Consider the following 26,924-nt stretch of genomic DNA (forward strand, 5'->3'; position numbering starts at 1 on the left):
TCTCGGAAGGCCACTTTTCCGATCTTCGCAGGCACGGACGCTGCGCTGGTCTCGGCGAGGGGTTGCCGGAGGCCACCGTCGGGGTGTGTGATCGAAGGCACACACCCTTTCCATCGACAACGACGTCCGGGGAGGCGCGTCATGGCCGAGAAGCAATCGAAAGCCGGTGATTCCGGGGCCGCGGTCGCTGTGGAGGATCCCCGCCAGGTACGCAACGTCGTCCTGGTCGGCCCGTCGGGTTCCGGCAAGACCACGCTCACCGAGGCCCTGCTCGCCGTGTCCGGCACGGTGGCCAGGGCCGGTTCCGTGGTGGAGGGCACCACCGTGTGCGACCACGATCCGGCCGCCGTCCGCCAACAGCGCTCGGTCGGGCTGGCCGTGGCGCCGATCCTCACGGACGGGGTGAAGATCAACCTGATCGACACCCCGGGTTACGCCGACTTCGTCGGCGAGCTCAGGGCCGGGTTGCGTGCGGCGGACGCGGCCCTGTTCGTGGTGTCCGCCTCGGAGGGCGTGGACGCCGCCACCACCGCGCTGTGGGCCGAATGCGCCGCCGTCGGCATGCCGCGCGCGGTGGTCGTGTCCCGGCTCGACCACCACCGCGCCGACCCGGCCGGGAAGATCGCGGCCTGCCAGGAGGCCTTCGGCTCCGGTGTGCTGCCGCTGTACCTGCCGGCGGGCGGCGGCGAACCCGCGCTGGTCGGGCTCATCACGCAGCGGCTCTACGATTACTCCGGCGGCTACCCGCCCGTACTGGGCCGTCCCGACCCGGGCGACCTCGACCGGATGACCGAGGCGCGCAACAAGCTGATCGAGGGGATCATCGGCGAGAGCGAGGACGAGTCCCTGATGGACCGCTACCTCGCCGGTGAGCAGATCCCCGAGGCCACCCTCATCGCCGACCTGGAGACCGCGGTCGCGCGCGGCACCTTCCACCCGGTGATCCCGGTCTGCGCGGCGACCGGCCTCGGCCTGGCCGAACTGCTGGACGGGATCAAACGTGCCTTCCCCTCGCCGGTGGAGCATCCGCTGCCGGAGATCGAGCCACTGGCCGGGAAGATCCCGGCCCAGTTCCGCCCCGACCCGGACGGCCCGCTGGCCGCCGAGGTGGTGCGCACCGCGGTCGACTCCTACGTCGGGCGGGTCTCGCTGGTGCGGGTCTTTTCCGGCACGCTGCGGCCCGAGCGCCCGGTGCACATCTCCGGGCACGGGCTGGCCGAACGAGGCCATGAGGACCACGACGCCGACGAGCGGGTCGCGCACCTGTACTCGCCGCTCGGCTCGCACCTGCGCGAGGTGCCGTACTGCGTGGCCGGGGACCTGTGCGCGCTGACCAAGATCGGCTCGGCGGAGACCGGCGACACGGTGTCCTCCCCCGACTTCCCGCTGCTGATGAAGCCGTGGGCGATGCCGGAGCCGCTGCTGCCGGTGGCGATCGTGGCGCACAACCGCAGTGACGAGGACACGCTGGCCCGCAACCTTTCCCGTCTCGTCGCCGGGGATCCCACGCTGCGTCTGGAGCGCAACGCCGAAACCGGCCAGCTCGTGCTGTGGTGCATGGGCGAGGCCCACGCCGACGTGGTGCTGTCGCGGCTGCGGGCGGGCGGTGCGGAGGTCGACACCGAACCGGTGAAGATCAGCCTGCGGGAGACGTTCGCGGGCCCGGCGAGGGGGCACGGGCGGCACGTGAAGCAGTCCGGCGGGCACGGCCAGTACGCGGTGTGCGACATCGAGGTGGAACCGCTGCCCCGCGGCTCGGGCTTCGAATTCGCCGACCGCGTCGTCGGCGGGGCGATCCCGCACCAGTTCATCCCGAGCGTGGAAAAGGGCGTCAAGGCCCAGTTGCAGCGCGGACTGGCCGCCGGTCATCCGGTGGTGGACGTCCGGGTGAGCCTGGTCGACGGCAAGGCCCACAGCGTCGACTCCTCGGACGCGGCATTCCAGACGGCCGGGGCGCTGGCGCTCAAGGACGCCGCCGCCAACGGCCGGATCCTGCTGCTGGAACCGCTCGACGAGGTGGCGGTGGAGTTGCCCGACGAGCACCTGGGCGCGGTGCTCGGCGACCTGTCCTCGCGGCGGGGGCGGGTGCTCGGCACCTCGTCCGCGCCGGGCGGGCGCACCGTGATCCAGGCGGAGGTGCCGGCCACCGAACTGCTCCGCTACGCCACCGAACTGCGCTCGCTCACCTCGGGCACGGCGAGCTTCACCCGCCGCCACGCCCGGTTCGACCCGCTACCGGAAGGGGTGAAAGCGGCGACCTGAGCGGCCGCGGGCGCGACCGGTGGCAGACTCGGCGGCATGTCCGACACCGATGCCGCCTGCGCGGTAGCGCACGGCGAAGCCGCACCCGAGCCCGAACAGCGGACGCTGGTGGTGGTGTTCCGCACGCCCGTCGCCGGATTCCTGCTCCGGTACGGCGCCGACCTCGGCTACCGCACCCTGCTCTTCGAACCGGACGGCGGCGGCGCCGGCGAACTGGACCTGCCCGCCGGGACCGGCGTGGTGGACCGCCTCCCCGCGCTCGACGCCACCGCCGACGTGGTGGTCAGCAGCCACCACCGCGGCGAACTCGGCACCGCCCTGCGCGACGTGCTCGCGCACCCGGTGCGCTGGGTCGGTGTCATGGGCAACCCGCGCCAGGAGGGCCCGCACGTGGCGGCGCTGCGGGAGTTGGGCGTGCCCGAGGCCGAGATCGGCCGGGTGCACCGGCCGATCGGGCTGAACATCGGCTCGCGCACCCCGCCGGAGATCGCCGTCGCCGTGCTCGCCGGCCTGCTCGCCGACCGCAACGGCCGCCACGGCGGCTTCGAATTCGCCGCCTGACCCGGTCGGGGCTGGGCCGTGAAGGGACCCTTCACGGCGCTCAGCGGGATCCTGTCAGGGGGCGGGGTCGATGATCTCGAAGTATTCCGGCCGCGGGGCGGTTCCGGCGAGCTTGAAGTAGCGCACCTTCCGGCGGCGGCGCAGGGCGAGGGTGTCGCGCACGGCGTCGTTGTGCACCCGGCGCGCGATGACGACGCGGTATTCCGCGTCGGCCAGTTCGTCGGCCAGTTCGGCGGGCAGGCCGTCCCGGCCGATCGTGGCGAGCAGCTTCGTCAACTCGTTTTCGGCCGCCTCCCGGTCGGGCCTCGGCGCGGCCTCGGCCGCGTCCGCGGCCCGGCGCACCTCGGCGGCGGCACTGCCCTCCAGTGCCCCCGCGGCCACCGCCCGCGCCACCACCGCGCGCCGGGCCAGCGCCGCGTCCAGCGCCGCCCACCCGGCGTCGAGGCGGACGTGCAGCCGGTCGAGCCGGTTCGCCGTCGCCACCAGGAACAGCCCGCCCAGCACGATCACCGCGGCCAGCAGGGCGGACAGCCACACCAGGACGCTCACGGGGCGGTTTCCTCGGTGCTGACCCGGCGCGGATCCGCCGCGACCGCCGTCTCGTACACCCGCAGCACCTGGGTCACCACCACCGGCCAGTCGTAGATCGCCACCCGTTCGCCCGCGGCCGCCGCCAGCGAGCCGCGGCGCGCCGGATCGGCCAGCAGTTCGCCGAGCGCCGCGGCCAGCGCCACCGGATCGCCGGGCGGGGTGAGCAGCCCGGCGCGGCCGTCGTCGAGGACACGGCGGAAGGAGTCGAGCGCGCTGGCCACCACGGCCGTCCCGGCGGCCATCGCCTCGGTGAGGATCATGCCGAAACTCTCGCCGCCCAGGTTGGGCGCGCAGTACACGTCGACGCTGCGCAGGGCGCGCGCCTTCGTCGCATCGTCGACCTGCCCCAGCAGTTCGAGGTGCGGGGTGAGCCCGGGGCCCGCCGCGCGGTGCAGCTCCGCCTCGTCACCCCGGCCCACCACCAGCAGGCGCAGGTCCGGGAAGTCCGGCAGCAGGCGGCGCGACGCTTCGAGCAGGACCTCCATGCCCTTGCGGGGCTCGGTGTAGCGCCCCACGAACCCGATGGTGCCGCCCGCCCGCGGATAGCCGTCCAGCGGCTGGGACCGGGTGAAGAAGTCCACGTCGACCCCGTTGGGGATCTCCACCGCGTCGCCACCGGAATGCTCCACCTGCACCCGGCGGGCCAGTGCGGAGACGGCGATGCGCGCGGTGATCTTCTCCATCAGCGGCCGCAGCACCGGCTGGAACGCCGCCAGGGTCCGCGAACGGGGTGTCGAGGTGTGGAAGGTGGCGACGATCGGCCCGTCGGCCACCTTCAGCGCCAGCAGCGACAGGCTCGGGGCGGTCGGCTCGTGCAGGTGCAGCACGTCGAAGTTGCCCTCCCGGATCCAGCGCCGCACGCGGGCGTAGGACACCGGGCCGAACTGCAGCCGCGCGACGGAACCGTTGTACGGGATGGCCAGAGAACGGCCGGCGGCCTGCACGAAGTCGGGCAGGCCGGCGTCCTCGTCGGCGGGCGCGAGCACCGACACCTGGTGCCCGCGGGCCAGCAGTGCCCTGGCCAGCTCCACGACGTGCCCCTGGACCCCGCCGGGCACGTCGAACGAGTAGGGGCAGACGATGCCGATCTTGAGCTTCTGGGGTGGCGGCAGCCTGTTCACCCGGCCGCGGCCTCCTCGGCCAGGGCAGGCTCCGCCTCGGCGAAGTCGGCCGTCCACAGCTTCTGCATCATGTGCCAGTCGGTGGGGTGGGCGGCGATGTCCCCCGCGAAGATGTCGGCCATGGCCTGGGTCGCGGCGGGCACCTCGGACCGCGCGGTGACCCGGATGCGGGGATGCACCCGGACCCCCCAGCCGTCTTCGGTGAACCACATGCCCACCGGCAGCAGGGCGGCCCCGGTGGTGGCGGCCAGGCGCGCCGCCCCGGCAGGCATCCGCGTCCGCTCGCCGAAGAAGGTGACCGGGACGCCGGAGCCGTTGAGGTCGCGGTCGCCGACCAGGCAGATCACCTTGTTCTCCCGCAACCGCTGCAGCAGCAGCCGGAACGAACCGGCGCCGCCGGAGGCGGGCAGGAGTTCGAACCCGAGCGATTCGCGGAACTCCACGAAACGCCGGTACACCGATTCGGGACGCAGGCGCTCGACGACGGTGGTGAACGAGCCCGCGTACCCGACCAGCCAGAGCCCGCAGGCGTCCCAGTTGCCCGAGTGCGGCAGCACGAGCACGGCGCCGTTGCCCTCGGCGAGGGCGGCGTCGATGTTCTCCACGCCGGTGATCGCGTCGTCGACCTTGCCGCGCACCTCGTCGTGGTCCATCGACGGCAGGCGGAACAGCTCCCGCCAGTAGCGCGCGTAGGACCGCAGTGCCCGGCGGGTGAGCTCGTCGAGTTCCGCCTCCCCCGCCTGCGGCACCACCCTGGCCAGGTTCCGCCGCAGCTGCCGCACGCCGGGCCCGTTGCGGCGGACGGCGAAATCGGCGCCCAGGGCGAAGGCCGCCTGCACCAGCCCGGCGGGCAGTTTGCCGACGAGCCGGAATCCGGCGGCGTAACCGAGATCGCTCACGCGCTGGCCCAGGCCGCTCACGAATGCGCCTCCCGGGCCGAGACGGCCACGGCGACCATGCGCTGCCCCAGGGTGATCGCGGACAGCACCGCGAGCAGCCATTGCGACGCTTCGACGGCGTAGGGCACATGGAACCCTTCCAGGCCCGTACCGACCAGCGCGATGATCAGCCGTTCCGCGCGCTCGATGAGGCCCCCGTCCGCGCGCAGCCCGGAGGCTTCGGCCCGCGCCTTGACGTAGGAGATCACCTGGCCCAGCACCAGGCTGACCAGTGCCGCGCCCGCGGCACGGAGGTTGCCCGCGTCCACGAACGCCCACCAGGCGATCGCGCCGAAGATCGCCCCGTCGACCAGGCGGTCGCAGGTCGCGTCCAGCGCGGCGCCGAAGGGGGTGCCGTGCCCGCGGGCCCGGGCGATCGCCCCGTCGAGCAGGTCCAGCATGGCGAAACCCCACACCGTGAACGTGCCCCACAGCAGCAACCCGGCGGGGAAGAAGCCCAGGGCGCAGCCGATCGCGCCCACCGTGCCGAGGACCGTCATCACGTTCGGAGTCACACCGGCACGCAACAACGCGTGCCCGAGTGGATCGAGGGCGCGGGAAACCGACGCGCGCGCGAAGATGTTCAGCATCAGATCTGGACGGGGAATTCGGCCGGCATGCTCATCGCTGTCAACGTCACCTGTGCTGTGTGCTCGAAGCTTTGATCGGACATCGTTCGAGCGCAGCCTATCCACCCCGCACAGGCGGTTGACGCGGCAGGCGCGGGAAAGTGCCGCCTCAGCGCTGCTCGGCGAACTCCTCGGCGTCCATTTCGGCCATCGCGGCGGCACAGCGCGGAGTGAGCCGGTGACGAATCGCACTGCTGATCTCACCCAGTGCGCGCACCTGCTCCGGGGTCAGCGCGTCGAACAGCGCCTGCCGGACCGCTTCCACGTGGCCTGGGGCGGCCGCCTGAAGTGCGGCGAAGCCCTCGTCGGTGAGCCGGGCGAAGGAGCCGCGCTTGTCCGTGGGGCAGTGCTGGCGGCGCACCCACCCGTTTTCCTCCAGGCGGGCGACCGCATGGGAAAGACGACTCCGTGACGAACGGCACCGCTCGGCCAGTTCACTCATCCGCAGCGTCCGGCCCGGTGCCTCGGACAGCACGACCAGCACCTCGTAGTAGGTGTGGGGCATCCCCGCGTCGCGCTGCAACTGGCCTTCGACGTGGCCGCGCAGCATGTCGACGGCCGCGGAGAACTCGCGCCAGACGCGCTGCTCCTCGTCGTCGAGCCATCTCGTTCCCGACATACGGACCATCCTACCCCTGATTGAACCCTCAACTAGACTCCGCTAGAGTCATTGAGAGCTCAACCGATAGCGAAGACAACCAAGGGAGAACCCCATGAGCGCGCCCACCACCGAGATCCCCGGCTACATCGCCGGCACCTGGGTCATCGACGGCACCCACTCCGACGTCACCTTCACCGTGCGGCACCTCGGCGTCTCCAAGGTCCGTGGCCGGTTCGACCAGGTCGAGACCACCATCGTCACCGCGGAGAAGCTCACCGACTCCACGGTGACCGCGACGATCCACGCCACCAGCATCGACACGAACAACGAGCAGCGCGACGCGCACGTCCGCGCCGGCGACTTCCTGGACGTCGAGCAGTTCCCCACCATCACCTTCACCTCCACCGCGGTGCGGGCCGAGGACGGCGAGTACTTCATCGATGGTGAGCTGACCCTGCACGGCGTCACCAAGCCGGTCACCCTGGCGGCCGAGCTGGGCGGTTTCGGCAACGGCATGACCGAGGGCAGCAAGGTCCTGGGCATCTCGGCGCGGACCGAGATCAGCCGCACCGAGTTCGGCGTCGGCACCGGCATCCCCTCCGCCGTGGTCAGCGACAAGATCAAGATCGAGCTGGACATCGAGGCCGGTCTGCAGGCCTGATGCCCCGTACGAAAATGCCCTCTCCCACCCGGGAGAGGGCATTTCGTGTCTAGGCAGGTTTCCCCAGCGGCGAAGCCGCTTGCATCACCCAAGCAGCTTGCACCGCCGCGGGTTCTGACGTGGTTCCTCACAAGAACAGCACTGCCAGCGCTTCGTGAATTGGCATTCATGAGGAGGAGATCCCACAGCGAGATGGACCACGTCAGGTACCGCCACCCGCACCGCCACGCAAAAGTGCCTGACACAGTCCTTAAGACCAGGCGGCGGCGAGGAGGCGGCGGGTCTCGCCGAGCAACTGCGGCAGCACCTTCGTGTGGCCCACGACCGGCATGAAGTTCGCGTCGCCGCCCCAGCGGGGCACCACGTGCTGGTGCAGGTGTGCCGCGATCCCGGCACCCGCGATCACGCCCTGGTTCATGCCGATGTTGAACCCGTGCGCGGCCGACACGGAGCGGATCACCGCCATCGCCCGCTGGGTGAACCCGGCGAGTTCGGCGGTCTCCTCCGCGGTCAGGTCGGTGTAGTCGGCCACGTGCCGGTACGGCAGCACCATCAGGTGCCCCGGGTTGTACGGGTACAGGTTCAGCACCGCCCACACCCGCTCGCCGCGCGCGACGATCAGCGCGTCTTCGTCGGGCAGGCCGATGAGGCGGCAGAAGGGGCAGCCTTCCGGCTCGTCCCCTTCCGCCTGACCCTGCCCTTGCACGTAGGCGAGCCGGTGGGGGGTCCACAGCCGCTGCAGGGCATCCGGTACGCCGACTCCGTCCTGGGGCACGACTTCCGGCTGACTCACCCCAGGACCGCCCGCAGCGCCTCGGCGGTCGGCGAGGAGTTCTCCCGGCGGGCGACCCAGCCCGCGATCGCCTCCACCGCGTCGGCCATCGGCACCTCGTTGATCTGGGTGCCGTCGCGGAACCGGAACGACACCGCCCCGGCCTCGACGTCCTTGGCGCCCGCCAGCAGCAGGAACGGCACCTTCTGCGTGGTGTGGGTGCGGATCTTCTTCTGCATCCGGTCGTCGCTGGTGTCGACCTCGGCGCGGATCCCCTTGGCCCGCAACGCCTTCTCCACCCCGCGCAGGTGCTCGACGTGCTCGTCGGCGATCGGGATGCCGACCACCTGGACCGGCGCGAGCCAGGCCGGGAAGGCACCGGCGTAGTGCTCGGTGAGCACCCCGAAGAACCGCTCGATCGACCCGAACAGCGCCCGGTGGATCATCACCGGCTGCTGGCGCGAGCCGTCCGCTGCCTGGTAGCTCAGCTCGAACCGCTTGGGCTGGTTGAAGTCCACCTGAATGGTGGACATCTGCCAGGTGCGGCCGATCGCGTCCTTGGCCTGCACCGAGATCTTCGGCCCGTAGAAGGCCGCGCCGCCCGGGTCCGGCACGAGTTGCAGCCCCGAGGCCTCGGCAGCCTGCCGCAGCGCCTCGGTGGCCTCCTCCCAGTCGGCGTCCTCACCGATGAACTTCGGCGAATCGTCCCGAGTGGACAGTTCGAGGTAGAAGTCGTCGAGCCCGTAGTCCCGCAGCAGGTCGAGCACGAAGGTCAGCAGCGAGCGAAGTTCGCCCTGCATCTGCTCCTTCGTGCAGTAGATGTGCGAGTCGTCCTGCGTCATGCCGCGCACCCGGGTCAGGCCGTGCACCACACCGGACTTCTCGAACCGGTACACCGACCCGAACTCGAACAGCCGCAGCGGCAGCTCCCGGTAGGAACGCCCGCGCGACCGGAAGATCAGGTTGTGCATCGGGCAGTTCATCGACTTGACGTAGTAGTCGGAACCCTCGACGTGCATCGGCGGGAACATGCCGTCCGCGTAGTACGGCAGGTGCCCGGAGGTCTCGAACAGCGCGCCCTTGGTGATGTGCGGGGTGTTGACGAACTCGTAGCCGTGCTCCTCGTGCTTCTGCCGGGAGTAGGCCTCCAGCTCGCGCCGGATGATGCCGCCCTTGGGGTGGAACACCGGCAGCCCGGACCCCAGCTCCTCGGGGAAGGAGAACAGGTCGAGCTCGGCCCCGAGTTTGCGGTGGTCCCGGCGCTCGGCCTCGGCGAGCATCTCCAGGTAGGCGTCCTGCGCCTCCTGCGACTCCCACGCCGTGCCGTAGATTCGCTGCAACTGCGGGTTCTTCTCGCTGCCGCGCCAGTAGGCCGCGGCGACCCTGGTCAGCTTGAAGGCCGGGATGTACTTGGTGGTGGGCACGTGCGGCCCGCGGCACAGGTCGCTCCAGACGCGTTCCTTGGTGCGCGGGTCGAGGTTGTCGTAAATGGTCAGCTCGCCGCCACCGACCTCCATCACCTCGGAGGTGTCGACGGTGTCGTCGCCGGACTTGAGGTCGACCAGTTCGAGCTTGAACGGCTCGTCCGCGAGCTCCTCCTTGGCGGCCTCGACCGATTCGAGTACGCGCCGGGAGAACTGCTGCGAGCCCTTGATGATCTGCTTCATGCGCTTTTCCAGCGCCTGCAGGTCTTCGGGGGTGAACGGCGTGGCGACCTGGAAGTCGTAGTAGAAGCCGTCCTTGATCGGCGGGCCGATGCCGAGCTTGGCCTCGGGGAACTGCTGCTGCACGGCCTGGGCGAGCACGTGCGCGGCGGAGTGCCGGATGACGCTGCGGCCGTCCTCGGTGTCGGCGGCCACCGGCTCGACCTGGGTGCCGGTCTCCGGCGCCCACGCCAGGTCGCGCAGGCGGCCCTCGGGGTCGCGGACCACGACGATCGCGCCCGGTCCCTTGGTCGGCAGCCCCGCCTCCCGGATCGCGGTCCCCGCCGTGGTCCCGGCCGGCACCACCACGCTCGGGGCGGGTGCGACTGCGGCGGACGACGGCTGGTTCACGGTGGGCTCCTCGGTGACGAGCGGTGGAAGGGTGACGTGACGATGCTATCCGCCCCCCACCGGCTCTTTCCGGGCGGCCGTGCCCGGCCGGAAACATCCGGACGACGAAACAGGGCCGCGAGGGTTTCCTCGCGGCCCTGGCAGACGACGGGGCGTCAGACGGTCTCGACGACCTCGTGGTAGTCGAGCCGGGGAAGCCGGTCGAACCAGGGGTTCTCGCCGGGCTTGCCGACGTTGATCACGACCAGCGACTTCCACTTGTTCTCGGCGAAGAACTCCTTGTCGACCCCGGCGTTGTCGAAGCCGGTCATCGGGCCGGCGGCCAGCCCGGCGGCGCGGACGCCGATGATGAAGTAGCCGACCTGCAGCAGCGAGTTCAGCCGTGCGAAGCCTTCCCGGCCCTGCTCGTCGGAGAACATGTCCTTCGCGTCGGGCTTGTGCGGGAAGGTCTTCGGCAGGTTCTCGTGGAAGTCGGTGTCGGCGGCGAGCACCACGGTGACCGGCGCGGAGGCGGTCTTGGCGCGGTTGCCCTCGGCCATGTGCGGCAGGAGCCGTTCCTTGCCTTCGGGGGTGCGGATCACCAGCGCGCGCAGCGGCTGGGTGTTCATCGAGGTGGGCGCCCACTTGATCAGGTCGTAGATCGCCTGGAGCTGTTCGTCGCTCACCGGCTCGTCGCTGAAGCTGTTGGCGGTGCGAGCCTCCCGGAACAGCAGGTCCTGGATCTCGCGAGGCACCTCGAGCGCGTCGGCGAGGCTGGCCGTGGAAGTCATCGACAATCCCTTTCCGTGAAGAACGCCTTCATCCTCTCCAACATGGTTGAGCGCTTGATAATTTCGCTCTCAACTGTGGCTCATCTCACTCAGCGGTACATCCGCATCCAGTCGATCTCCACCGAGCTCTTCAGCGGGAGCCCCGGCCCCTTGGACGTGTAGTTCTGCTGCAGCGTCACGTGCATCGGCGTGCGAGGGATGAACTTGGGGTCGTCGTAGACCCCCCACACCACCCCGTCCAGGTAGAGGGTGATGCGCTCCGGCTCCCACTCCACAGCGAAGTTGTGCCACTGGGTCAGGTCCACCGGCTTGCTCTTGAAGTAGCCGCCCTCGGTGTTGCCGGGCCCGTGCAGCCAGCTCTCGATGTACTGGCGCGCGGGGTCGTACTCCTCGGCGAAGTCGATCTCCCCCGCGTGCGGGTAGTTCCCGGCGTCGCCCCACAGCAGGAAGATCGGCGCGTAGCCGGGGTCGGCGGGGGCGGGCATCCGGGCCCGGACCTCCCAGCGCCCGTAGGTCCGGTCCTGTTTCCAGGCGATCCCGCAGGTGGTGCCCGCCCGGTCGGACAGCCCGGTGATGGTCAGGAGGCCGTCCTTGACGGCGCACTGCTTCGGGCTCCAGGTCTCGTTGCGGGAGTTCGTCCCGTCGTAGACCTCCCACCGCGTCGTGTCGACCTTGGTGCCGTCGAACTCGTCCCCGCCTACGCGCTGCCAGCCGTACTCGACCGCGGCTTCGGTCGCCTGGGGCATCGGCGGCACCACGGCGGCGGACTCCGGCGCGCTCGTGGCGGGCCCGGCCTGCGAGCCGGGGTCTTCGAACCGTCTGGACGTGATCTTCACCGCGGCGATGGCGACCGCGGCCAGCACGAGACACAGGCTGAGGAGAATCACCCGGCGCTTCACGGCGGACAAACTACCGCCCCCGGAAGGATGAATATCAGGGAACCACACAACTACTGTGCGTGATTAGTACGAAGAACTGCTTCGCCTGCTCCGGAGCCCCTTGAGGTCGTTCTGCCTGCCCTGGCCGCGGGCGATGAGGAACAGCGCCTGCCTGCGCAGCCGGGCCGCCGGAGCCTTGGCCGCCCCCATCAGGCGATCCACCCGCGAAACGTCCCATTCGGCGCCGTTCGCGATCTCCGCGCTGAGCGAGCGCTGCTCGGCGTACAGCGACTCGTCGCCCAGCGCGGACAGCGAGCCCCGGGTCACCCGGAAGGCGGCCAGCGACTCGCGGATGCCGTGGAAGTCGCCGTGCTCGAGCAGCCTGATCCACAGCGCGAGGTCCATCGGGAAGAACCAGCGCGCGTCGAAGCCGCCCACCGCGTCGAACTGCGCGCGCCGGAACAACGCCACCGCGGGCTCCCCGATCGGGTTCCCGCCGTGACGCACGATCCTGCGGATCACCGCCTGGCTTTCGTGCGGGCCGAGCAGGCCCCGCAGGCCGCGGTTGCGGCTGATCAGCCGCGACTCCTCGTTGATCAGGTCCCGCCTGCTGGCCACCAGCGCGACCCCGGGATCGCCCGCCAGCACCGGGTACTGGCGCTCCAGGCAGCGGGGGTGCAGCACGTCGTCCGCGCACAGCAGCTTCACCAGCGGCGCGGTGGACACCTCGACGGCGCGGTTCCAGTTCTCGGCGAGCGGGAGCACGCGGCTGTTGCGGACCACGCGCAGCCGGGGGTCGTCGAACCCGCGCAGGATCTCGGCGGTCCGGTCGGTGGAAGCGTTGTCGAGGACCACGAGTTCGAAGTTGCGGAAGGTCTGCGCGAGCACACTTCGCAGCGTCTCGGCCAGGTATCGTTCCGCCTGGTATGCGGGAACACAGACCGAGATTTCAGGCCCCTTCACAACACTTCCCCTCTCTGGCCGGGCCCTGCGTGAGGCGCGACCGCAGGAGGCCGACCAGCGTCGCCCGGAGCCTCGCGATCGTAACGGTGCTGGTGCTGACACTCGCCCAGTGCGCCGCAAAGGCGCCATCCGGCCTCGACCCGGGCGAAACCGGCATGGTCCTCGGCGTGACGCACGCCCAGTTCAGCCTCGACCCGCAACTCTCCCCCGCACAGCGCGCCGAGGGCGAACGCCTGCTCGGCGCGACGCCGCTGCTGCAGAACCAGCACCTGATGGGCTGGGGGGTGACCAATCCCGAGCCCTCCCCCGGCACCTACGACTGGTCCGATCTGGACACCAGGATGCGCCTCATCGAGCGCACCGGCGGCACGCCGGTCCTCACCCTGTGCTGCGCCCCGGACTGGATGAAGGGCGGCGCGCCGGGCACCACCGACTGGGACCGCCTCACCGTCGCGCCCCTGCCGGAGCACTACCGGGATTTCGCCAACCTGGCCGCCGAGGCGGCCCGGCGCTATCCGCGGGTGCGCTACTTCCAGGTCTGGAACGAACTGAAGGGCTTCTGGGACGAGCGGGCGAACACGTGGGACGCCGCCGGGTTCACCGACTTCTACAACGCGGTCTACGACGCGGTGAAGCGGGTGCGTCCCGACGCGGAGATCGGCGGGCCCTACGTCGTGTTCACCCTCTACGCCTCGACGAACCCGCCGTCTCCCCTGTCCGGCGCGTACGGCTCGGTGGACCCCCGGGTGCTGGCACTGGTCCGGTACTGGAACGAGCACAAGCACGGGGCCGACTTCGCCGCCGCCGACGCCTCGACCGTCACCCGGGACGAGGGCCTGATCACCAGCCCGGCCGCGGCCGGCGCGGTCTTCTCCGACGTGACGCGCTGGCTCCACGGGCTCACCGGGCTGCCGGTGTGGTGGTCGGAGTTCTACCCCCTGGCGCCCCCCGGCCCGGGCGACCCCGCGGGCACCGACCGGGTCCGGGCGGTGCTGTGCCTGGACGCGGTGGCCAGGGCCGCCGAAGCGGGAGCCGCGGCGATGCTGCTGTGGCAGCCCCAGGACGACGGCGAACTGCCCTTCGCCGCGCTGTGGACCCAGCCCCGTGACGGCACCCCGGTCGGGCCCACCAGCCTGACCGAGGCCTGGACCTGGCTGGCGCCGCGGCTGCGCGACCGCTCGATCCGCGTGGTGCGCGACGTGCCGGGCGGCCTGGTCCGCTTCGAGGGCCGGGACCGCACCCTCACGCTGAACGTGTCCGGGTCTTCGACACTCCGGATCACCGGCGGGTCGGCGCGCACGCTGCCGCCGTACTCGCTCACGTTCGGCTGACACCGGCACTCACACCGTCAGCCCGACGACGATCCGCCACACCGCTCCGATCGCGACCAGCACGGTGAGCACGACGGCCACCAGGTCCAGCACCCGGATGCGGTCGGTGCGGGCGCTGGCCGAATCGGTCGACCTGCGCCCCACCGCGAGTTCCTTCAGCACGGTGCGCACGATGAGCACGGCCAGCAGCGCCACCCCGAGGACCGCGGTGACCACGGTGAGCACATCACCCGAGTTCACGGCACGTCATCCCGTATTTCCCCCGTCTCCGTCTTCCACCTTCTGCAGGGCCGCGGTCGTCCGCGCGAGCACCATGGCACCGTCATGCTCATATACCAGGCGGTAGATCCTGGTGTCCGCCAGACCCTGCAGCAACTGCTCGCGGAAGCCGGGCTTGGCCCCGTTGAGGATGGTGATGTAGGCGAACTGGGGCTCGGTGATCACCAGGTAGTCCGGCCCCTTCTCCTGGATGCACGCGACCGTCTCCGCCACTTCGGGCAGCGGCTTCGTGCAGTAGTTGTCCACCTCGGACTGGCTCAGCTCGCCGACCCGTTCGAAGGCCAGCGGCACCGCGTTGACCAGCGAGTCCACCCGCTGCTCCGGCTGGGCGTGTTCGATCGCCCACGCGGCGGCCGCGACGTCGCTCGCGCTCACGCTGGTGTAGGCGTCGTTGCCGCCCCGGGCCAGCACCGTGGACAGCGCCACGACCGAAAGCGCCAGCCACGGCACGGCCACCACGGTGACCAGCCGGGCGGGCCCGGCCCGCCAGCGCATCCGGCGGGCCGCGGTGAGGAAGCGTTCCAGCGCGATCGCCCCGGGCAGCGCCATCAGCGGCAGGGCGAACAGGAAGCAGCGCATGAACACTTCGCCGCCGTAGGACTGCACGAGGGCGAGCCCGAACGGCGCGGCGCACAGCGCGGGAAGCAGCCACGAACGCAGCTTCTCCCGGCGCATCAGGACGATCCCCACCGCCGCCAGCCCGGCCGCGGACGCGCTGACCGCCATACGGACGCCGAGCACGATCAGATGCCCCATGCTGCCGGACAGCCTGCTGAACAACCCCTGGTCGACCGAGGAGTTGATGTCACCGATGGGCGCCAGGATCATCTTGACCAGCTGCCCGCTCCAGAAGTCCGAAGCCCCCAGCGAGAACCAGACCACGGCCGCGCCCAGCACCACGAACGGCAGCCACGCCGGCCAGAGCCTGCCGAACAGCAGCAGGAGCAGCAGCAGCCCGCCGAGCACGAACGGGGTGAGCTGGTGGGTCGGGGCGAGCCCGAGCCCGATGAGCACCACCGAGCCCTGCGCGACCAGCCTGGCCTTCGGGCTCGACCGCGGGGCCAGCCGGGCGCGCAGCCGGGCCCGGACCGGTTCGGTGAGCCGGGGCCGGACCAGGTGCCGGAACGTCAGGGTGAGCGCGGCCAGCATCATCACCATCGCCGTGGCCTGGGGCGAGAAGTAGTCCTGCTCGGTCCAGTTGCCGACGAGGAAGATCCACGGCGCGATCCACGAGGCACGCCGGTTGCCCAGCGCGGACACCGCCAGCGCGCGCGTGCCCAGCACCATCAGCCCGGACAGCACCACCGGGGCGAAGTTGATCAGCGACAGCGCGTTGGGCACCCCGCCCGCCTTGGTCACCATGGCGATCAGCGAGAAGAACCCGGCCCAGGAAAAGCGCGCGTCGTAGTGCTGGAGAACGTCGCCGTGGTCGGCGATGTACTGGGCGAACCCGGAGTGCAGCCACGAAGTGGGCAGCCGCGCCACCTCTTCCACGGACGGCTGCAACCCGTAGACGAAGAACACGCCGACCACGGTGTAGGCGGTCAGGTACCAGGTGCGCGGCTGAAAGCGCAGCAACTCCAGCACGACCGCGGCGATCAGCAGCGGATAGCCCAGCAGCGTCACCACCGACACGTTGGCGATCAGGCCGAGGCCGCCGAGGGACTCCGGCGGGACCGGATGCAGCCCGGCCACCCACAGGATCACCGCGACGGCGGCGACGCCCGGTGCCAAAAACGGGTCGGAAAACCAGCGCGGGAGCGGGTTCTGCTCCAGGCTCGGCCGCGAGTCAACGCCGCGGGACGGCGGGGCCTTCGGCGGCTGGCCCAGCTGCCCCACCACGGGGATATAGCGCGTCTGGGTGTTCGCCGGCGCCGGGTAGTGCATCTGCCGGTTCGGGCCGGGAAAGCGCTCGACCGGCCGGTTCGGGCGGAACGGACCGAGGAAGCGGGTGGGCGGGGCGTTCACCGGGGCGCCCCCGCGAGGCGGTGCCTGAAGTCCAGCAGCACCACGGCCGCGAGCACCGCCTGCCCGGCCAGCATGCCCAGGCCGAAGGCGAACTCGCTGGGCATCACCAGCGCCAGGCCGATGGCGAGCGCGGCGGTCGCCGCGTGCAGCTTCGCCACCCCCAGGCCCCGTCCGGCGCCGAGGTGGACCGCGACGCCGAGCACCACGACCAGCCGCGGCAGCTGCGCGGCGAGCAGCACGCGGAACAGGCCCGCACCCTGCGTGTACTGCTTGCCGAAGATCAGCAGCAGCACGCCGGCCAGCAGGCCGCCCGCCAGCACCAGCGGCACGAACACCAGCGCCAGCCTGCGCGCGGTGTGGCCGACCAGGTGGCGGGCGTGCTCCGGTTCGGCGGCGAGCCGGACCACGAGCGGGTTGACGAACACCGACGCGGCCAGGTCGAGCGCGTTGATCGCGGTCCAGACCACGAAGAACACGGCGTTGGCCTCGGCGCCGAAGCGGTGCAGCATGACCAGCGGCACGAAGTTGTACAGCGCGACGACGCAGACCGTGCCCGGGTAGGTCGGGGCGAGCAGGCGCAGGATCTCGCGGCGGTCGGGCAGCCTGCCCTCCCCCCGCGCCGGCCGGGCCCGGCGGAAGATCAGCACGGTCACCACGAGCACCGCCAGCACGGTCGGCGCCATCCACGACAGCAGCAGCCCGAGCGCGCCGGCCAGCGGGGCCGCCACCACGAGCACGACCAGCCGCGCAAGGCTGAACAGGCCGTTCTCCACCGGAACCCAGCGTGACCGGCCGAGCCCGGTCAGCACGGAGTCCTGGAACTGGAACACCGTCCACGCCACGGTCGCCGGGACGAACAGCGCCGCCCCCGCGGGCACCCGCGAAACCACGTCCCCGCCGGAGGGCACCGCGAGGAACACCAGAGCCCCGGCCAGCCCGCCCAGCAGCACGACGAGGTAGGTGCGGCGCAGCAGCTGCGGCTGGTGCCGTCCGGACAGCGGAAGCCAGCGCAGGACGGCGGGCCCGAGACCGAGTTCGGCGACCCCGGCGATGAGCAGCATGGCCGAAACGAACGCGGAGGTGTGCCCGACGTCGGCGGCGGGCAGCAGGCGGGCGGCCAGTATCCAGCCGATCATGCCCGCCAGGGCGCTGAAGGCCGTGCTGAACGACAGCGCGAGCCCGTCGGCGAACATGCCCTTCGCCCTGGCGGACCGGGCCGCTTCGGTGCTCTCGGTGCTCTCGGTGCTCGCAGTGTGCTCCGTGCTCTCGCTGTTCTGGGTGTACTCGGTGCTGTCGGTGCTTTCGGTGCTTTCGGTGGGTCGGGTCACCGCGCACCGTCCTCACGCGGCGGCCTGCTGCGCAGCACGTGGTGCACAAGCAACGCGGAGCTCGCCACGGCCATCCCGACGACCGCGGCCTCGGGATGCCAGGCATGCGTGAGGACCATCAGCTGGGCCAGCACCAGGTTCACCGCCAGCGACAGGCCGACGGCGCTGATCCAGGTCACCGACACGTGCCGCACGTTCACGTAGGAGATCAGCGCCCAGCCCGGCGAGGTGCAGACGAAGGCCAGGACCAGGATCAGGCGGACGGGCGTGGAGACACCGATCAGTACCAGCAGCACGGTGAGGAAGCACACTCCGAGCAACCCGTAGGCGGTGAATCTCCGTGTTCTGAGCTGCTCGAGCACTCCGGCCCCCTCTCTGCTGGTCGCGACCATGGTTACCGATGGCCGGAACCGGCGTCGAACCGGTGCCGGGAAGCCGCCCTGACCAGCGCCGCGGGACCACCGAGCAGACCGTAGCGCTCGTCGCGGCGCAGCTGCCGCAGCCGGGAACGGGCGGCGCGGTCCGACAGCGGCAGTTCCGGTGTGCGGGCACCGAGACGGGCCACGCCGCGCGGCAGCCTGCGCAGGATCGAGAACACCGTGACGGGCCGCCGCACCACCGAAAGCAGCAGCATCGCCGACAGGCCGACGCCGTAGCCCCGCATCTGCTCCCGCAGTTCGAGCCAGTCCGCCCGGTGCGTGTGCCGCGCCACCGCGTGCGGGGTGTGGACCACCGTGCCGCCCATCCTGGCCAGCCGCACGAACAGGTCGAGGTCCTCCCCCGACATCGCCGGGGTACCGGCCCCCAGCAGCGCGTCGTACCCGCCGAGGGCGTCGAAGGTGGTGCGGCGCCAGGTGGTGCAGCTGCCGGGGCCGTAGCGGGCCAGTGAAAGCGGGTACAGCGGGTCCTCGCGCACCGTGCGCCGGTCCAGCCGCTGCCTGCGGACGGTGTGGCTGTAGCCCTTGAGCCGCTCGTACAGCACCTCGGCGTCGGTTTCCAGGCTGGCGGGCAGCACCATGGCGGTCACGCAGCCGACCTCGGGGTCGGTGGCGAACTCCTCGGCCACCGCGTCGAACCAGCCCTTCTCGACGCTGATGTTCTCGTCGAGGAAGGCGATGAAGTCGCCGGAGGTGGCCCTCGCGCCGGTGTTCCGCGCGATGCTCACCCCCTTGCGCGGCTCGGCCAGGTAGCGGGCACCGAGCTTTTCCACCTCGGCACGCAGCCACGCGTCGCCGTCGGGCCCGGGGAGGTTGTCCACCACGACGATCTCCAGCCGCGGGTAACCGGCCGCCTGGGCGGCGCGCACGCTCCCCAGCGCCTGCTGCTTGCGGTGGGCGGTCGGGATCACCACGCTGATCAGGGGCCGTTCGAAGCCGGTGTGGGCGGGCGCGGCGGCGCCGGGCGGGGTGACCCCGTCCAGCCGGACCACGCCGTCGCGCACCGGCAGCAGCAGCACGTCCAGGGTGCGGTCGCCGTCGCGGACGAGGACCTGTGCCGCGCGGTAGTGTCCCACCGCCCGGCGCGGCACCGTCAGCTCCCGCGGCAGGGACCGGACGTCGACGGTGGCCACGTGGATCGGCCCGTGCACCAGCTTCGGCGTGCCGGTGCCGGTGAGCCTCCGCCGCCGCGCGGCCTTGCCGCGCAGGTAGCCGCCCGCGGTCGCGCCGACCACGGTGCCCAGCGCGACCACACCCGTGGCGCCCGAGCGGTCGCCCCGCAGCAGGCGCACGGATTCCCGCAGCACGGCGAGACTGATCACCTTGCGCACGTAGTCCCGTTCGGTGGACAGCGCCTCTTCGGCGCCGACCGAACGGGAGACCAGTGCCTTCGACAGGCCCTCACCCCAACCGCGCCGACGCAGGTAGCGCCAGGTCAGCCGGTCCGGGGTGACCCGGTGACGCACCAGCGCCTGGGGTCGGAACAGGATCCGCGCGCCGGGCGAGGCCTGCGAAAGCCGGATGCACAGCTCGGTCTCCTCGCAGCCCAATGGCGTGCGGCCGACCCGTCCGAGGTCCTCGGTGAACAGCCCGGCGAGCGCGAACGCCTCACGGCGGAAGGACATGTTGCAGCCCATGAGGTTCCGCACCGGTGTCTCGGTGACCGGCTGACCGGTGTAGGTGCAGCCCACCACCCAGTCCAGTTCCCCGGTCCCGTCCTCGCGGTCGCGGTGCCGGGCGGGCAGCAGCGGGGGCCGCCTGCCGCCGGGCCAGCGCGGCCGGGCGGCACCGCCCACCGCGAGGACCCGCGGGTCGCGGTAACCGGCCAGCAGTTGCGCGAGCCAGTCGGGCTCGGCCACCGCGTCGTCGTCGAGAAACGCGATCACGTCGCCCTTGGCCAGGCCGATCGCGGTGTTGCGGGCCCCGGAAAGACCGCGCTTTCCCGCGTTCTCCACCACGGTGACGCCGTCGAACCCGGCGGCGGCCCGCCCGGCCAGTTCCCGGTTGTGGTCGATCACCACGATGATCTCGTCCGCGGGCACGGTCTGCTCCCGCACCGAGGCCACCGCCGCGACCAGGTCCTCCCAGCGGCGCTCGGTGTAGGCGCAGATCACCACCGAGGTGGTCGGGGCCTCGGTGCTCATGCGGGCTCGCCGACGCTGTCCGGTGCCGCGTCGAGCAGCGGGGCGGGGGTGAACCGGCCGAACCGGCGGGTGCGGCGCTGCCGCCCCACGCGCTGCCACTCGGCGACGAGGGTGCGCAGCACCCGCCCGCCGTCGCTGAAGGTGCGCAGGTTGGTCTCGCCGTGAATGCGCTTCCGTTCCACGCTCGGCACTTCGGTGATCCACAGGCCCAGCGCGGCGACCCGGCAGTTGATGACGGTCTCGATCTCGAAGCCGTCGCCCCACAGCATCCGCTCGTCCGGCGGCGCGAACACCGGCGGGAGGGAAAGCATGGGCACCAGATCGCGCCAGAAAGCGTTGTAGCCGTAGCAGAGATCGGTGAACGCGCCGCTGAACAGCGTGTTGCTCAGGCGGTTGAGACCCGAGTTGCCCGCCGCCCGCAGCGCGGTGATGTCGTGGCTGCCGCCGCCCGGGGCGAACCGGCTGCCTTTGGCGAAGTCGGCACCGCCGACCAGCGCGTCGACGAACCGCGGGATCTCCGCGGGGTCGGCCGAGCCGTCCGCGTCGAACATGACGATCACGTCCCCGGAGGCGGCGAGGAAACCACAGGCCAGGGCGTTGCCCTTGCCGCGGCGGGTCTGCTGGATGACGCGCACTCCGGGCAGCGCCTCGCGGGCCACGGCGGGGGTGTCGTCGTCGGAGTGGCCGTCCACGACGAGCACCTCGTGGACCGGCGGGAGTTCGGGCAGCACCTCGCGGAGGTTGGCGGCCTCGTTCTTGGCGGGCACCACGATCGTCACATCCGGTTCCAGGCGGCGCCGGGGCACGCGCCTGGCGGCGAAGGCGATGGCATCACCGAGGTTTTCGTACCCGGATGGCGAAGCGGTGTCGGCGGGGCGCGGGGAGTCGTTGATCGGCACGCGCGGTTCCTCTGCGGGGCGGGGTCTGGGCGGGAGAGGCGAGGGCATCCGGAGGGACGCCCGGACGGGGTCAGGTTCCGGCTGGGAAGGGCTGCGGGGTCAGGTCGGCGGTCAGGTCTCCCCGGCTCTGCCGGTCCTTCAGCCAGGCGAGCCGGGTGAACCGCTGCTCGAAGTCGGCGGTGGTGAGCCCGTGACGGGTATAGGCGTCGGCGAGCTCGCGCGTGCCGGCCTCGACCGTCCAACGGGCTTCGAAGCCCGGCAGCGCATCCCGGATACGGGAGAAATCGACGCGATAGGACCGGGGGTCGGGCCCGGCCTCTCCGGTGATCACCAGCTTCGCGCCGTCGACCACGGTGGTCACCGCTTCGGCGATCTCGCGCACCGTCAGGTTGTTGACCTCGGTGCCGACGTTGAACGCCGTGTCGTGCACGGCCCCGGCGGGCGCGGTCAGCGCGGCCTCGAACGCCGCGGCGATGTCCAGCGCGTGCACCAGCGGCCGCCACGGCGTGCCGTCGGAAAGCACCCGGACCTCGCCGGTGAGCACCGCGTGCCCGACCAGGTTGTTGAGCACGATGTCGGCCCGCAGCCGCGGCGAGAAGCCGAACGCGGTCGCGTTGCGCAGGTACACCGGGCTGAAACCGGAATCGGCCAGTGCGTGCAGGTCGTCCTCGACCCGCACCTTCGACTCCGCGTACGGGGTGACCGGGCGCAGCGGGGCGTCCTCGGTGACCAGTCCGTCGCCCGCGGCGCCGTACACCGAGCACGTCGAGGCGTAGAGGAACCGGCGCACCCCGGCGTCCTTGGCCAGCCTCGCGAGCCGGACCGAGGCCTCGTGGTTGATCCGGTAGGTCAGCTCGGGGGCGAGCGAGCCGAGCGGGTCGTTGGACAGCGCCGCCAGGTGCACCACGGCGTCCATGCCCGCCAGCGTCCCGGCGGTGACGGTGCGCAGGTCGGACCGGGTACCCGGGGGATCATCCGGCGCGGGCCCCAGCACGCATTCGGCGAACAGGCCCGAATCGAGCCCGTACACCTCGTGCCCGGCGGCGCGCAGCACCGGCGCCATCACCGAACCGAGGTAGCCCTGGTGGCCGGTCAGCAGTACCTTCATCCGTTCGTCCCCGCCGTTCGCCGTTTCTCCCACAACATCCACGGCCGCTCGCCGCTCTCGTACGCCGCGTCGAGCGCGGCGCGTTCCTTGAAGGTGTCCGCGGGCTGCCAGAAACCGCGGTACGGGTAGGCCAGCAGCCTGCCCTTTTCCGCGAGCGTGCCGCAGGCGTCCTCGACCAGGTCGCCGTTTTCCGGAAGGTGGTCGAAGACCTCCTGGCGCAGCACGAAGAACCCGGCGTTCTCCCACACCGGCAGCCTGCTGGCGGAACTGATCGAGCGCACCCGGCTGGCGCCGGAGTCCGGCCCGCCTTCGAGCTCGACGCAGTGGAAACTCGACTGCGGCGGCACGACCATCATCGACGCGCCCGCGTCGCTGGCGGCGAAGGTGTCGATCATGGTGTCCAGCGGGGCGTCGGTGAGCACGTCGGCGTAATTGGCCAGGAACATCTCCTCGCCCGCGACGTACTCGCGCACCCGCCGCAGCCGCTCCCCGATCGGTGACTCGATCCCGGTGTGCACGAAGGTGATCGACCAGTCGCTGATGTCGGTGGACAGCAGCTCGACCTGCCCGTTGTGCAGCACGAAGTCGTTCGACGCGGTTTCGGTGTAGGTCAGGAAGAAATCCTTGATGTGGCGCGCGCCGTAGCCCAGCGCCAGCACGAAGTCGCGGTGCCCGAAGTGGGCGTAGTAGCGCATCACGTGCCACAGCAGCGGTCTCGGGCCCACCAGCTGCATCGGCTTGGGCACGTCGTCGGCGGGCCCGTTGCGCATGCGCATCCCGTAACCGCCACAGAAGAGGACCACCTTCATCGGCCGACCACCTCTCGCTCCGGCAGGACGATCTCCAGCCGCGGGATCGGGAACACGAGCCTGCCGCCCCAGTCGGCGATGAACGACAGCTGACGGGTCAGCTCGGCGCGCAGGTTCCACGGCAGCACCAGCACGTAGTCCGGCCGGTCCTGCTCGATCCGCTCGATGGGATGGATCGGGATGCGCGTGCCCGGGGTGTAGCGGCCGTGCTTGTACGGGTTGCGGTCCACTGTGTACGGCAGCAGGTCCGGCCGGATACCGCAGTGGTTGAGCAGGGTGTTGCCCTTGCCCGGGGCGCCGTAGCCTGCCACGCGCTCCCCCCGGCGGCGGGCACGGATCAGGAACTCGAGCAGGTCCAACCGGACTTCGCCGACGCGGCGGGCGAAGTCGTGGTAGCCCTCCAGGGTGTGCAGCCCGGCTTCGCCCTCGGCGGCCAGCGTCTCGCGCACCCGCGGCCCCGGCTCGCCCGCGACCGCCTCCGGCCGGGCCCACAACCGGATCGACCCGCCGTGGGTGGGCAGCCGCTCGACGTCGACCACCGCGAGTCCCGCGGTGGCCAGCGCCCGCTGGGCGGTGGCGACGGTGTAGTACTGGAAGTGCTCGTGGTAGATGGTGTCGTACTGGTTGAGCTGCACGAGGCTGAGCAGGTGCTGCACCTCGATGCTCACCCAGCCGTCGTCGGCGACCAGCGCCCGCAGGCCCTGGGTGAAACCGAGCAGATCGGGCACGTGCGCGTAGACGTTGTTCGCCACCACGAGGTCGGCCGGGCCGTGCTCGGCCCGCACCGCGGCCCCGGTCTCCGGGCCGAGGAAGGCGGTCAGCGTCGGCACCCCGGCCTCGCGGGCCGCGTCCCCCACATTGACCGAAGGTTCGATGCCCAGGCACCGGATGCCGCGCCGGACCACGTTGCGCAGCAGGTACCCGTCGTTGCTGGCGACCTCGACGACGAACGAGTCCCCGCCCAGCCCCAGGCGGTCCACCGCGTCCGCGACGAAGGTCTCCGCGTGCTCCAGCCAGGAGTGGGAAAACGACGAGAAATAGGCATATTCGGTAAAGGTGGCCACCGGATCGATGAGCGGCGGGAGCTGCGCCAGGTGGCAATTCGCGCACACCCTCAGGTGCAGTTCGTAGGTCGTCTCGGGTGCGGTCAATTCCGACTCGGACAGAAAGGATTCACAGGGCGGACTCGCCCCCAGATCCAGCACGCTGACCAGCTCGCGCGACCGGCACAAGCGGCATGACTGCCGTTCCTCGATGGACATACCGCCATTGCTCCCCTGTGACCCGCTGCACGCAGCCTGATGTCCCGCTCCACGCACTGACGCCCGCGTCGCAGCGCGCTACCGCGGGTGTCACCGTGACTATAGGTGGATCACCCCTTCGCGTTACGGGCATCCGGGTGAACCGGGCGGGGCACTCGGCGCAACCTACACGCGGTGGGTAGTCGATCCCCCACAAATCGTCACCCGTACGACGAAGTCAGCCGAGCAGCCACTCACAGGCGGGCTCCGCCAGCTCCGGAAATGCCTCCCGGACCTCGTCGGCGAGGTCGGGCACGAACAGCAGCACGGCGTCCGGCTTCCGCTCGCGCAGCGCCGCGGGCCCGGACACCGGAATGGCGCTGCCCGGCATTCGCCTGCCCTGTTTGGCGCGGGATATGTCCACGATCTCCGGCAACAAACCGGTACCGATTCCCGCGGCCTGCAGCAAAACAACGGCACGCGAAGCGGCCCCGTATCCGGTGACCCTTTTCCCGGCCGCGGCAAACGCTTCCAGGCGTGCTTTCAGCCGGGCGGTTCCTTCCGCCACTTCCCGTGCCAGCGGGGCGAACGCCCCGGCACGGCGCACTCCGGCCGCCTCCTCCGCCCGCAGCAGGGCGGTGGTCGCCGGATCGGGCCCGGTGCCGGGCTCGGGCCGCAGTTCGAGCAGCACGGTGCCACCGTAGAGCGGGAACGTCCAGCTCCGGCCGGGACGCAGGCCCGCCGAGGCGGCCAGTGTGATCGCGGCCGGGGTCGAGTAGTAGGCGAAATGCCCGTGCCGCAAGGCGTTCCACTGCCGCTGCGCGAGGATCGAGGCCAGCGAGTGGTACTGCATCACCAAGGCCCCGCCCGGGGCGACCCGGGACGCCCTCGCGGCCATCGCCTCCCGCTGCCGGGCCTCGTGCATCAGCCCGAAGCCGTCCACCACCAGATCCGCCGGCGCCCCGGGCTCCGCCTCCCGCATCCCCTCCGCCCGCAGCAGCCCGAGCCACGAGCCCCCGTGCGGGCTCCCATACTCGGCGACGGTGGCGCCGGGGCGGACGAGACCGGCCTCCCGCAGCCGCCGCACCGCGTCGGCCGCCTGCTCGGTCAGTGCGCGCGGCTCCACCCCCGCGGGTTCTTCCCGGGTGCCCGGATCCTCCCCGAGTTGCGCCAGGGCACACTCACCGCACAGCCACATGCGCAGCGGGAACACCGGATCCGGTCCCGGCTCGCCCGCGGGCGGGAACAGGTCGCAGGGGGGCTGCGCGCCGAGATCGAGCACGAGCCACCCGGCACGGGAACCACAGGCGCGGCAGGCTGGCACGATTCCTCCACAGGGCGGGCCGGGACGAGACGAACGGAGCAAATCTAGGTGCAGGTAGAGGAAACCGAACTGGCGGGCGTGCTGTTGTTCCGGCCCACCCCCCACCACGACGAGCGCGGGCTGTTCACCCGGACCTTCGACGCCGCGATCGCGCGGGAGCACGGGGTCGACCTGGGCGAGGCGGCCCAGGACTCGCAGTCCCGCTCGCGGCGGGGCGTGATCCGGGGGCTGCACGGCCGGTCCGGACGGGGCGAGGCGAAGCTGGTCCGCTGCGCCCACGGCGTGATCTTGGACACCGTGATCGACATCCGCCCGGATTCGCCCACCTTCGGCCGCCGTCTTCAGGTCCGTCTCGACGACACCGCCTTCACGCACCTGTACGTGCCGCCGGGGATGCTGCACGGCTTCCAGGCGCTGTCCGAGACCGCCGACGTGTGCTACCGCATCGACCGGCCGCACGATCCGGACGAGGACATCGCCGTCCGCTACGACGACCCGGACCTGGCGATCGACTGGCCGCTGCCGGTCACGGTGGTCAGCGCCCGCGACGCGCAGGCCCCGTCGTGGCGGTCCCTGCTCAGCGCCCTCGGCCGAGATCGAGGCTGAGCTTGTCCACGTGGAAGGCCTCGGCGTAGCGGGTGTGCTGCTGCACCCCGCGCAGCCGGGCCAGGCCGAGGAAGGTCTCCTCGTCGTACCAGTCCCTGCCGTGCTGCGACGGGTAGTGCTTGGCCAGCAGCTCCGCCTTGCGCCGCGCAACGTCGAACGTGAGCGGCTGGTAGACCGAAGGCTGGTCGAGATCCCCGTCCCATTTGATGATTTCGTACCCCAGCACGAGCTGGTCCCGGAACACGGTGGGCGTGATCTCGGCGACCAGCCGGTGGTCCTGGTGCCGGTCCCCGCGGTGGGGCGCGAACACCAGGTCGGCGGCCACGCGCCCGCGCAGGGCGCTCACCGCCTCCTTCACCGCACCCCAGTGTTCCGGCAGGCGGCCGTCCGGCAGGTCCAGCACCGTGATCTCCGGCCGGACCGGGCCGCAGAAGTCGGCCAGCGCGGCCAGTTCCTCGTCCTCGCGGGCGGTGCCGCCCCCGGTGAGCACCAGGGCGTGCACCTCGAGCCCGGGCCAGGCGGCGCACAGGGTCAGCAGGCTCCCGCCCGCGCCGATGGCCAGATCGTCACAGTGCGCGGCAAGCAGCGCGACCCGCCCGACGGCAGAAGGTTCCAGACTCAGCACCCGAGCAGGCTAGAGCCCGGCGTG

26 protein-coding genes are annotated in these 26,924 nt (G+C 71.4%); 5 read left to right on the forward strand and 21 right to left on the reverse strand.

From position 1 onward, the window contains the following. Window positions 1–141 precede the first annotated feature (141 nt). Both ORV05_RS21070 and ORV05_RS21075 read left to right on the forward strand, forming a co-directional pair. Window positions 142–2,262, forward strand: coding sequence for an elongation factor G-like protein EF-G2 (locus ORV05_RS21070; RefSeq protein ID WP_268441563.1), 2,121 nt, complete (start codon window positions 142–144; stop codon window positions 2,260–2,262). Window positions 2,263–2,298: 36 nt separating this feature from the next. Then, window positions 2,299–2,823 carry an XdhC family protein gene (locus ORV05_RS21075; protein ID WP_268441565.1) on the forward strand — a complete coding sequence of 175 codons (525 nt, stop codon included), beginning with the start codon at window positions 2,299–2,301 and terminating at the stop codon, window positions 2,821–2,823. 54 nt (window positions 2,824–2,877) lie between these two features. Here the strand turns inward: ORV05_RS21075 and ORV05_RS21080 are convergent, their stop codons facing one another. From ORV05_RS21080 to ORV05_RS21100, 5 genes are all read right to left on the reverse strand, one after another. After that, the gene (locus ORV05_RS21080) at window positions 2,878–3,372 is read right to left on the reverse strand and encodes an NUDIX hydrolase (RefSeq protein ID WP_268441566.1); all 495 of its coding nucleotides are present in this window, start codon (window positions 3,370–3,372) and stop codon (window positions 2,878–2,880) included. Further along, a complete protein-coding gene (locus ORV05_RS21085) occupies window positions 3,369–4,535 on the reverse strand; it encodes a glycosyltransferase family 4 protein (protein WP_326938074.1) in 1,167 nt (388 codons plus the stop codon). Before ORV05_RS21085 ends, ORV05_RS21080 begins: the two co-directional genes overlap by 4 nt. Beyond that, complete coding sequence (locus tag ORV05_RS21090; protein WP_268441568.1) at window positions 4,532–5,455, reverse strand: phosphatidylinositol mannoside acyltransferase; 924 nt, start codon at window positions 5,453–5,455, stop codon at window positions 4,532–4,534. Before ORV05_RS21090 ends, ORV05_RS21085 begins: the two co-directional genes overlap by 4 nt. Then, the gene (gene pgsA, locus ORV05_RS21095) at window positions 5,452–6,063 is read right to left on the reverse strand and encodes a phosphatidylinositol phosphate synthase (protein ID WP_144591861.1); all 612 of its coding nucleotides are present in this window, start codon (window positions 6,061–6,063) and stop codon (window positions 5,452–5,454) included. Before pgsA ends, ORV05_RS21090 begins: the two co-directional genes overlap by 4 nt. Window positions 6,064–6,211: 148 nt before the next feature. Continuing rightward, on the reverse strand, window positions 6,212–6,721 hold the full coding sequence (locus ORV05_RS21100; protein ID WP_268441573.1) for a MarR family winged helix-turn-helix transcriptional regulator: 510 nt from the start codon (window positions 6,719–6,721) through the stop codon (window positions 6,212–6,214). A gap of 94 nt (window positions 6,722–6,815) precedes the next feature. Between ORV05_RS21100 and ORV05_RS21105 the strand changes: the two genes are divergently transcribed. After that, on the forward strand, window positions 6,816–7,364 hold the full coding sequence (locus ORV05_RS21105) for a YceI family protein (RefSeq protein WP_268441575.1): 549 nt from the start codon (window positions 6,816–6,818) through the stop codon (window positions 7,362–7,364). 250 nt (window positions 7,365–7,614) lie between these two features. Here ORV05_RS21105 and ORV05_RS21110 read toward each other — a convergent pair whose 3' ends face one another. The 5 genes from ORV05_RS21110 to ORV05_RS21130 all read right to left on the reverse strand — a co-directional run bounded on the left by ORV05_RS21110 (window position 7,615) and on the right by ORV05_RS21130 (window position 12,801). Next, window positions 7,615–8,157, reverse strand: coding sequence for an HIT family protein (locus ORV05_RS21110; protein ID WP_268441577.1), 543 nt, complete (start codon window positions 8,155–8,157; stop codon window positions 7,615–7,617). Beyond that, window positions 8,154–10,190, reverse strand: coding sequence for a threonine--tRNA ligase (thrS, locus tag ORV05_RS21115; RefSeq protein ID WP_268441580.1), 2,037 nt, complete (start codon window positions 10,188–10,190; stop codon window positions 8,154–8,156). Before thrS ends, ORV05_RS21110 begins: the two co-directional genes overlap by 4 nt. Window positions 10,191–10,345: 155 nt before the next feature. Beyond that, window positions 10,346–10,960: a malonic semialdehyde reductase gene (locus tag ORV05_RS21120; protein ID WP_268441583.1), complete on the reverse strand. Its 615-nt coding sequence runs from the start codon at window positions 10,958–10,960 to the stop codon at window positions 10,346–10,348. Window positions 10,961–11,049: 89 nt separating this feature from the next. Then, window positions 11,050–11,859 carry a glycoside hydrolase family 16 protein gene (locus ORV05_RS21125; RefSeq protein ID WP_268441587.1) on the reverse strand — a complete coding sequence of 270 codons (810 nt, stop codon included), beginning with the start codon at window positions 11,857–11,859 and terminating at the stop codon, window positions 11,050–11,052. Window positions 11,860–11,922: 63 nt separating this feature from the next. Continuing rightward, the gene (locus ORV05_RS21130; RefSeq protein ID WP_268441590.1) at window positions 11,923–12,801 is read right to left on the reverse strand and encodes a glycosyltransferase family 2 protein; all 879 of its coding nucleotides are present in this window, start codon (window positions 12,799–12,801) and stop codon (window positions 11,923–11,925) included. Window positions 12,802–12,887: 86 nt separating this feature from the next. Between ORV05_RS21130 and ORV05_RS21135 the strand changes: the two genes are divergently transcribed. Next, on the forward strand, window positions 12,888–14,132 hold the full coding sequence (locus ORV05_RS21135) for a hypothetical protein (RefSeq protein ID WP_268441593.1): 1,245 nt from the start codon (window positions 12,888–12,890) through the stop codon (window positions 14,130–14,132). A gap of 9 nt (window positions 14,133–14,141) precedes the next feature. On the opposite strand, the gene ORV05_RS21140 is transcribed toward ORV05_RS21135, so the two are convergent. The 10 genes from ORV05_RS21140 to ORV05_RS21185 all read right to left on the reverse strand — a co-directional run bounded on the left by ORV05_RS21140 (window position 14,142) and on the right by ORV05_RS21185 (window position 25,669). After that, window positions 14,142–14,372, reverse strand: a complete 231-nt coding sequence (locus ORV05_RS21140; RefSeq protein WP_268441595.1) for a hypothetical protein — start codon at window positions 14,370–14,372, stop codon at window positions 14,142–14,144. 6 nt (window positions 14,373–14,378) lie between these two features. After that, window positions 14,379–16,379 (reverse strand): hypothetical protein, encoded by a 2,001-nt coding sequence (locus ORV05_RS21145; RefSeq protein WP_268441598.1) that lies wholly within the window; start codon window positions 16,377–16,379, stop codon window positions 14,379–14,381. After that, window positions 16,376–17,707, reverse strand: coding sequence for a lipopolysaccharide biosynthesis protein (locus ORV05_RS21150; protein ID WP_268441601.1), 1,332 nt, complete (start codon window positions 17,705–17,707; stop codon window positions 16,376–16,378). The genes ORV05_RS21145 and ORV05_RS21150 overlap by 4 nt, the downstream gene beginning before the upstream one ends. Then, window positions 17,704–18,069, reverse strand: coding sequence for a hypothetical protein (locus ORV05_RS21155; protein WP_268441604.1), 366 nt, complete (start codon window positions 18,067–18,069; stop codon window positions 17,704–17,706). The genes ORV05_RS21150 and ORV05_RS21155 overlap by 4 nt, the downstream gene beginning before the upstream one ends. Before the next feature lie 32 nt (window positions 18,070–18,101). Continuing rightward, window positions 18,102–20,288 carry a glycosyltransferase family 2 protein gene (locus tag ORV05_RS21160; protein ID WP_268441607.1) on the reverse strand — a complete coding sequence of 729 codons (2,187 nt, stop codon included), beginning with the start codon at window positions 20,286–20,288 and terminating at the stop codon, window positions 18,102–18,104. Then, complete coding sequence (locus ORV05_RS21165) at window positions 20,285–21,187, reverse strand: glycosyltransferase family 2 protein (RefSeq protein WP_268441610.1); 903 nt, start codon at window positions 21,185–21,187, stop codon at window positions 20,285–20,287. Before ORV05_RS21165 ends, ORV05_RS21160 begins: the two co-directional genes overlap by 4 nt. Before the next feature lie 70 nt (window positions 21,188–21,257). Continuing rightward, complete coding sequence (locus ORV05_RS21170; protein WP_268441614.1) at window positions 21,258–22,295, reverse strand: NAD-dependent epimerase/dehydratase family protein; 1,038 nt, start codon at window positions 22,293–22,295, stop codon at window positions 21,258–21,260. Next, entirely contained in the window at window positions 22,292–23,104 is an 813-nt protein-coding gene (locus ORV05_RS21175) for a glycosyltransferase family protein (protein ID WP_268441617.1), read from the reverse strand. The genes ORV05_RS21170 and ORV05_RS21175 overlap by 4 nt, the downstream gene beginning before the upstream one ends. Then, window positions 23,101–24,366, reverse strand: a complete 1,266-nt coding sequence (locus ORV05_RS21180; RefSeq protein WP_268441620.1) for a class I SAM-dependent methyltransferase — start codon at window positions 24,364–24,366, stop codon at window positions 23,101–23,103. Before ORV05_RS21180 ends, ORV05_RS21175 begins: the two co-directional genes overlap by 4 nt. Window positions 24,367–24,583: 217 nt before the next feature. Further along, window positions 24,584–25,669 (reverse strand): class I SAM-dependent methyltransferase, encoded by a 1,086-nt coding sequence (locus tag ORV05_RS21185; RefSeq protein WP_268441623.1) that lies wholly within the window; start codon window positions 25,667–25,669, stop codon window positions 24,584–24,586. A 48-nt stretch (window positions 25,670–25,717) separates the two neighbouring features. On the opposite strand from ORV05_RS21185, the gene ORV05_RS21190 reads away from it, so the two are divergent. Next, entirely contained in the window at window positions 25,718–26,275 is a 558-nt protein-coding gene (locus ORV05_RS21190; protein ID WP_268441626.1) for a dTDP-4-dehydrorhamnose 3,5-epimerase family protein, read from the forward strand. Here ORV05_RS21190 and ORV05_RS21195 read toward each other — a convergent pair. Further along, the gene (locus ORV05_RS21195) at window positions 26,247–26,900 is read right to left on the reverse strand and encodes a PIG-L deacetylase family protein (protein ID WP_268441630.1); all 654 of its coding nucleotides are present in this window, start codon (window positions 26,898–26,900) and stop codon (window positions 26,247–26,249) included. The genes ORV05_RS21190 and ORV05_RS21195 overlap by 29 nt on opposite strands. Window positions 26,901–26,924 lie beyond the last annotated feature (24 nt).

It is taken from the genome of Amycolatopsis cynarae (assembly GCF_026802195.1).
Classification (GTDB): domain Bacteria; phylum Actinomycetota; class Actinomycetes; order Mycobacteriales; family Pseudonocardiaceae; genus Amycolatopsis_E; species Amycolatopsis_E rhizosphaerae.

What these genes read in the sequence shown, in the direction of transcription:
- ORV05_RS21070 (WP_268441563.1), top strand. Translation starts at nt 142, where the DNA reads ATGGCCGAGAAGCAATCGAAAGCCGGTGATTCCGGGGCCGCGGTCGCT.
- ORV05_RS21075 (WP_268441565.1), top strand. Translation starts at nt 2,299, where the DNA reads ATGTCCGACACCGATGCCGCCTGCGCGGTAGCGCACGGCGAAGCCGCA.
- pgsA (WP_144591861.1), bottom strand. Translation starts at nt 6,063, where the DNA reads ATGCTGAACATCTTCGCGCGCGCGTCGGTTTCCCGCGCCCTCGATCCA.
- ORV05_RS21100 (WP_268441573.1), bottom strand. Translation starts at nt 6,721, where the DNA reads ATGTCGGGAACGAGATGGCTCGACGACGAGGAGCAGCGCGTCTGGCGC.
- ORV05_RS21105 (WP_268441575.1), top strand. Translation starts at nt 6,816, where the DNA reads ATGAGCGCGCCCACCACCGAGATCCCCGGCTACATCGCCGGCACCTGG.
- ORV05_RS21120 (WP_268441583.1), bottom strand. Translation starts at nt 10,960, where the DNA reads ATGACTTCCACGGCCAGCCTCGCCGACGCGCTCGAGGTGCCTCGCGAG.
- ORV05_RS21160 (WP_268441607.1), bottom strand. Translation starts at nt 20,288, where the DNA reads ATGAGCACCGAGGCCCCGACCACCTCGGTGGTGATCTGCGCCTACACC.
- ORV05_RS21170 (WP_268441614.1), bottom strand. Translation starts at nt 22,295, where the DNA reads ATGAAGGTACTGCTGACCGGCCACCAGGGCTACCTCGGTTCGGTGATG.
- ORV05_RS21175 (WP_268441617.1), bottom strand. Translation starts at nt 23,104, where the DNA reads ATGAAGGTGGTCCTCTTCTGTGGCGGTTACGGGATGCGCATGCGCAAC.
- ORV05_RS21180 (WP_268441620.1), bottom strand. Translation starts at nt 24,366, where the DNA reads ATGTCCATCGAGGAACGGCAGTCATGCCGCTTGTGCCGGTCGCGCGAG.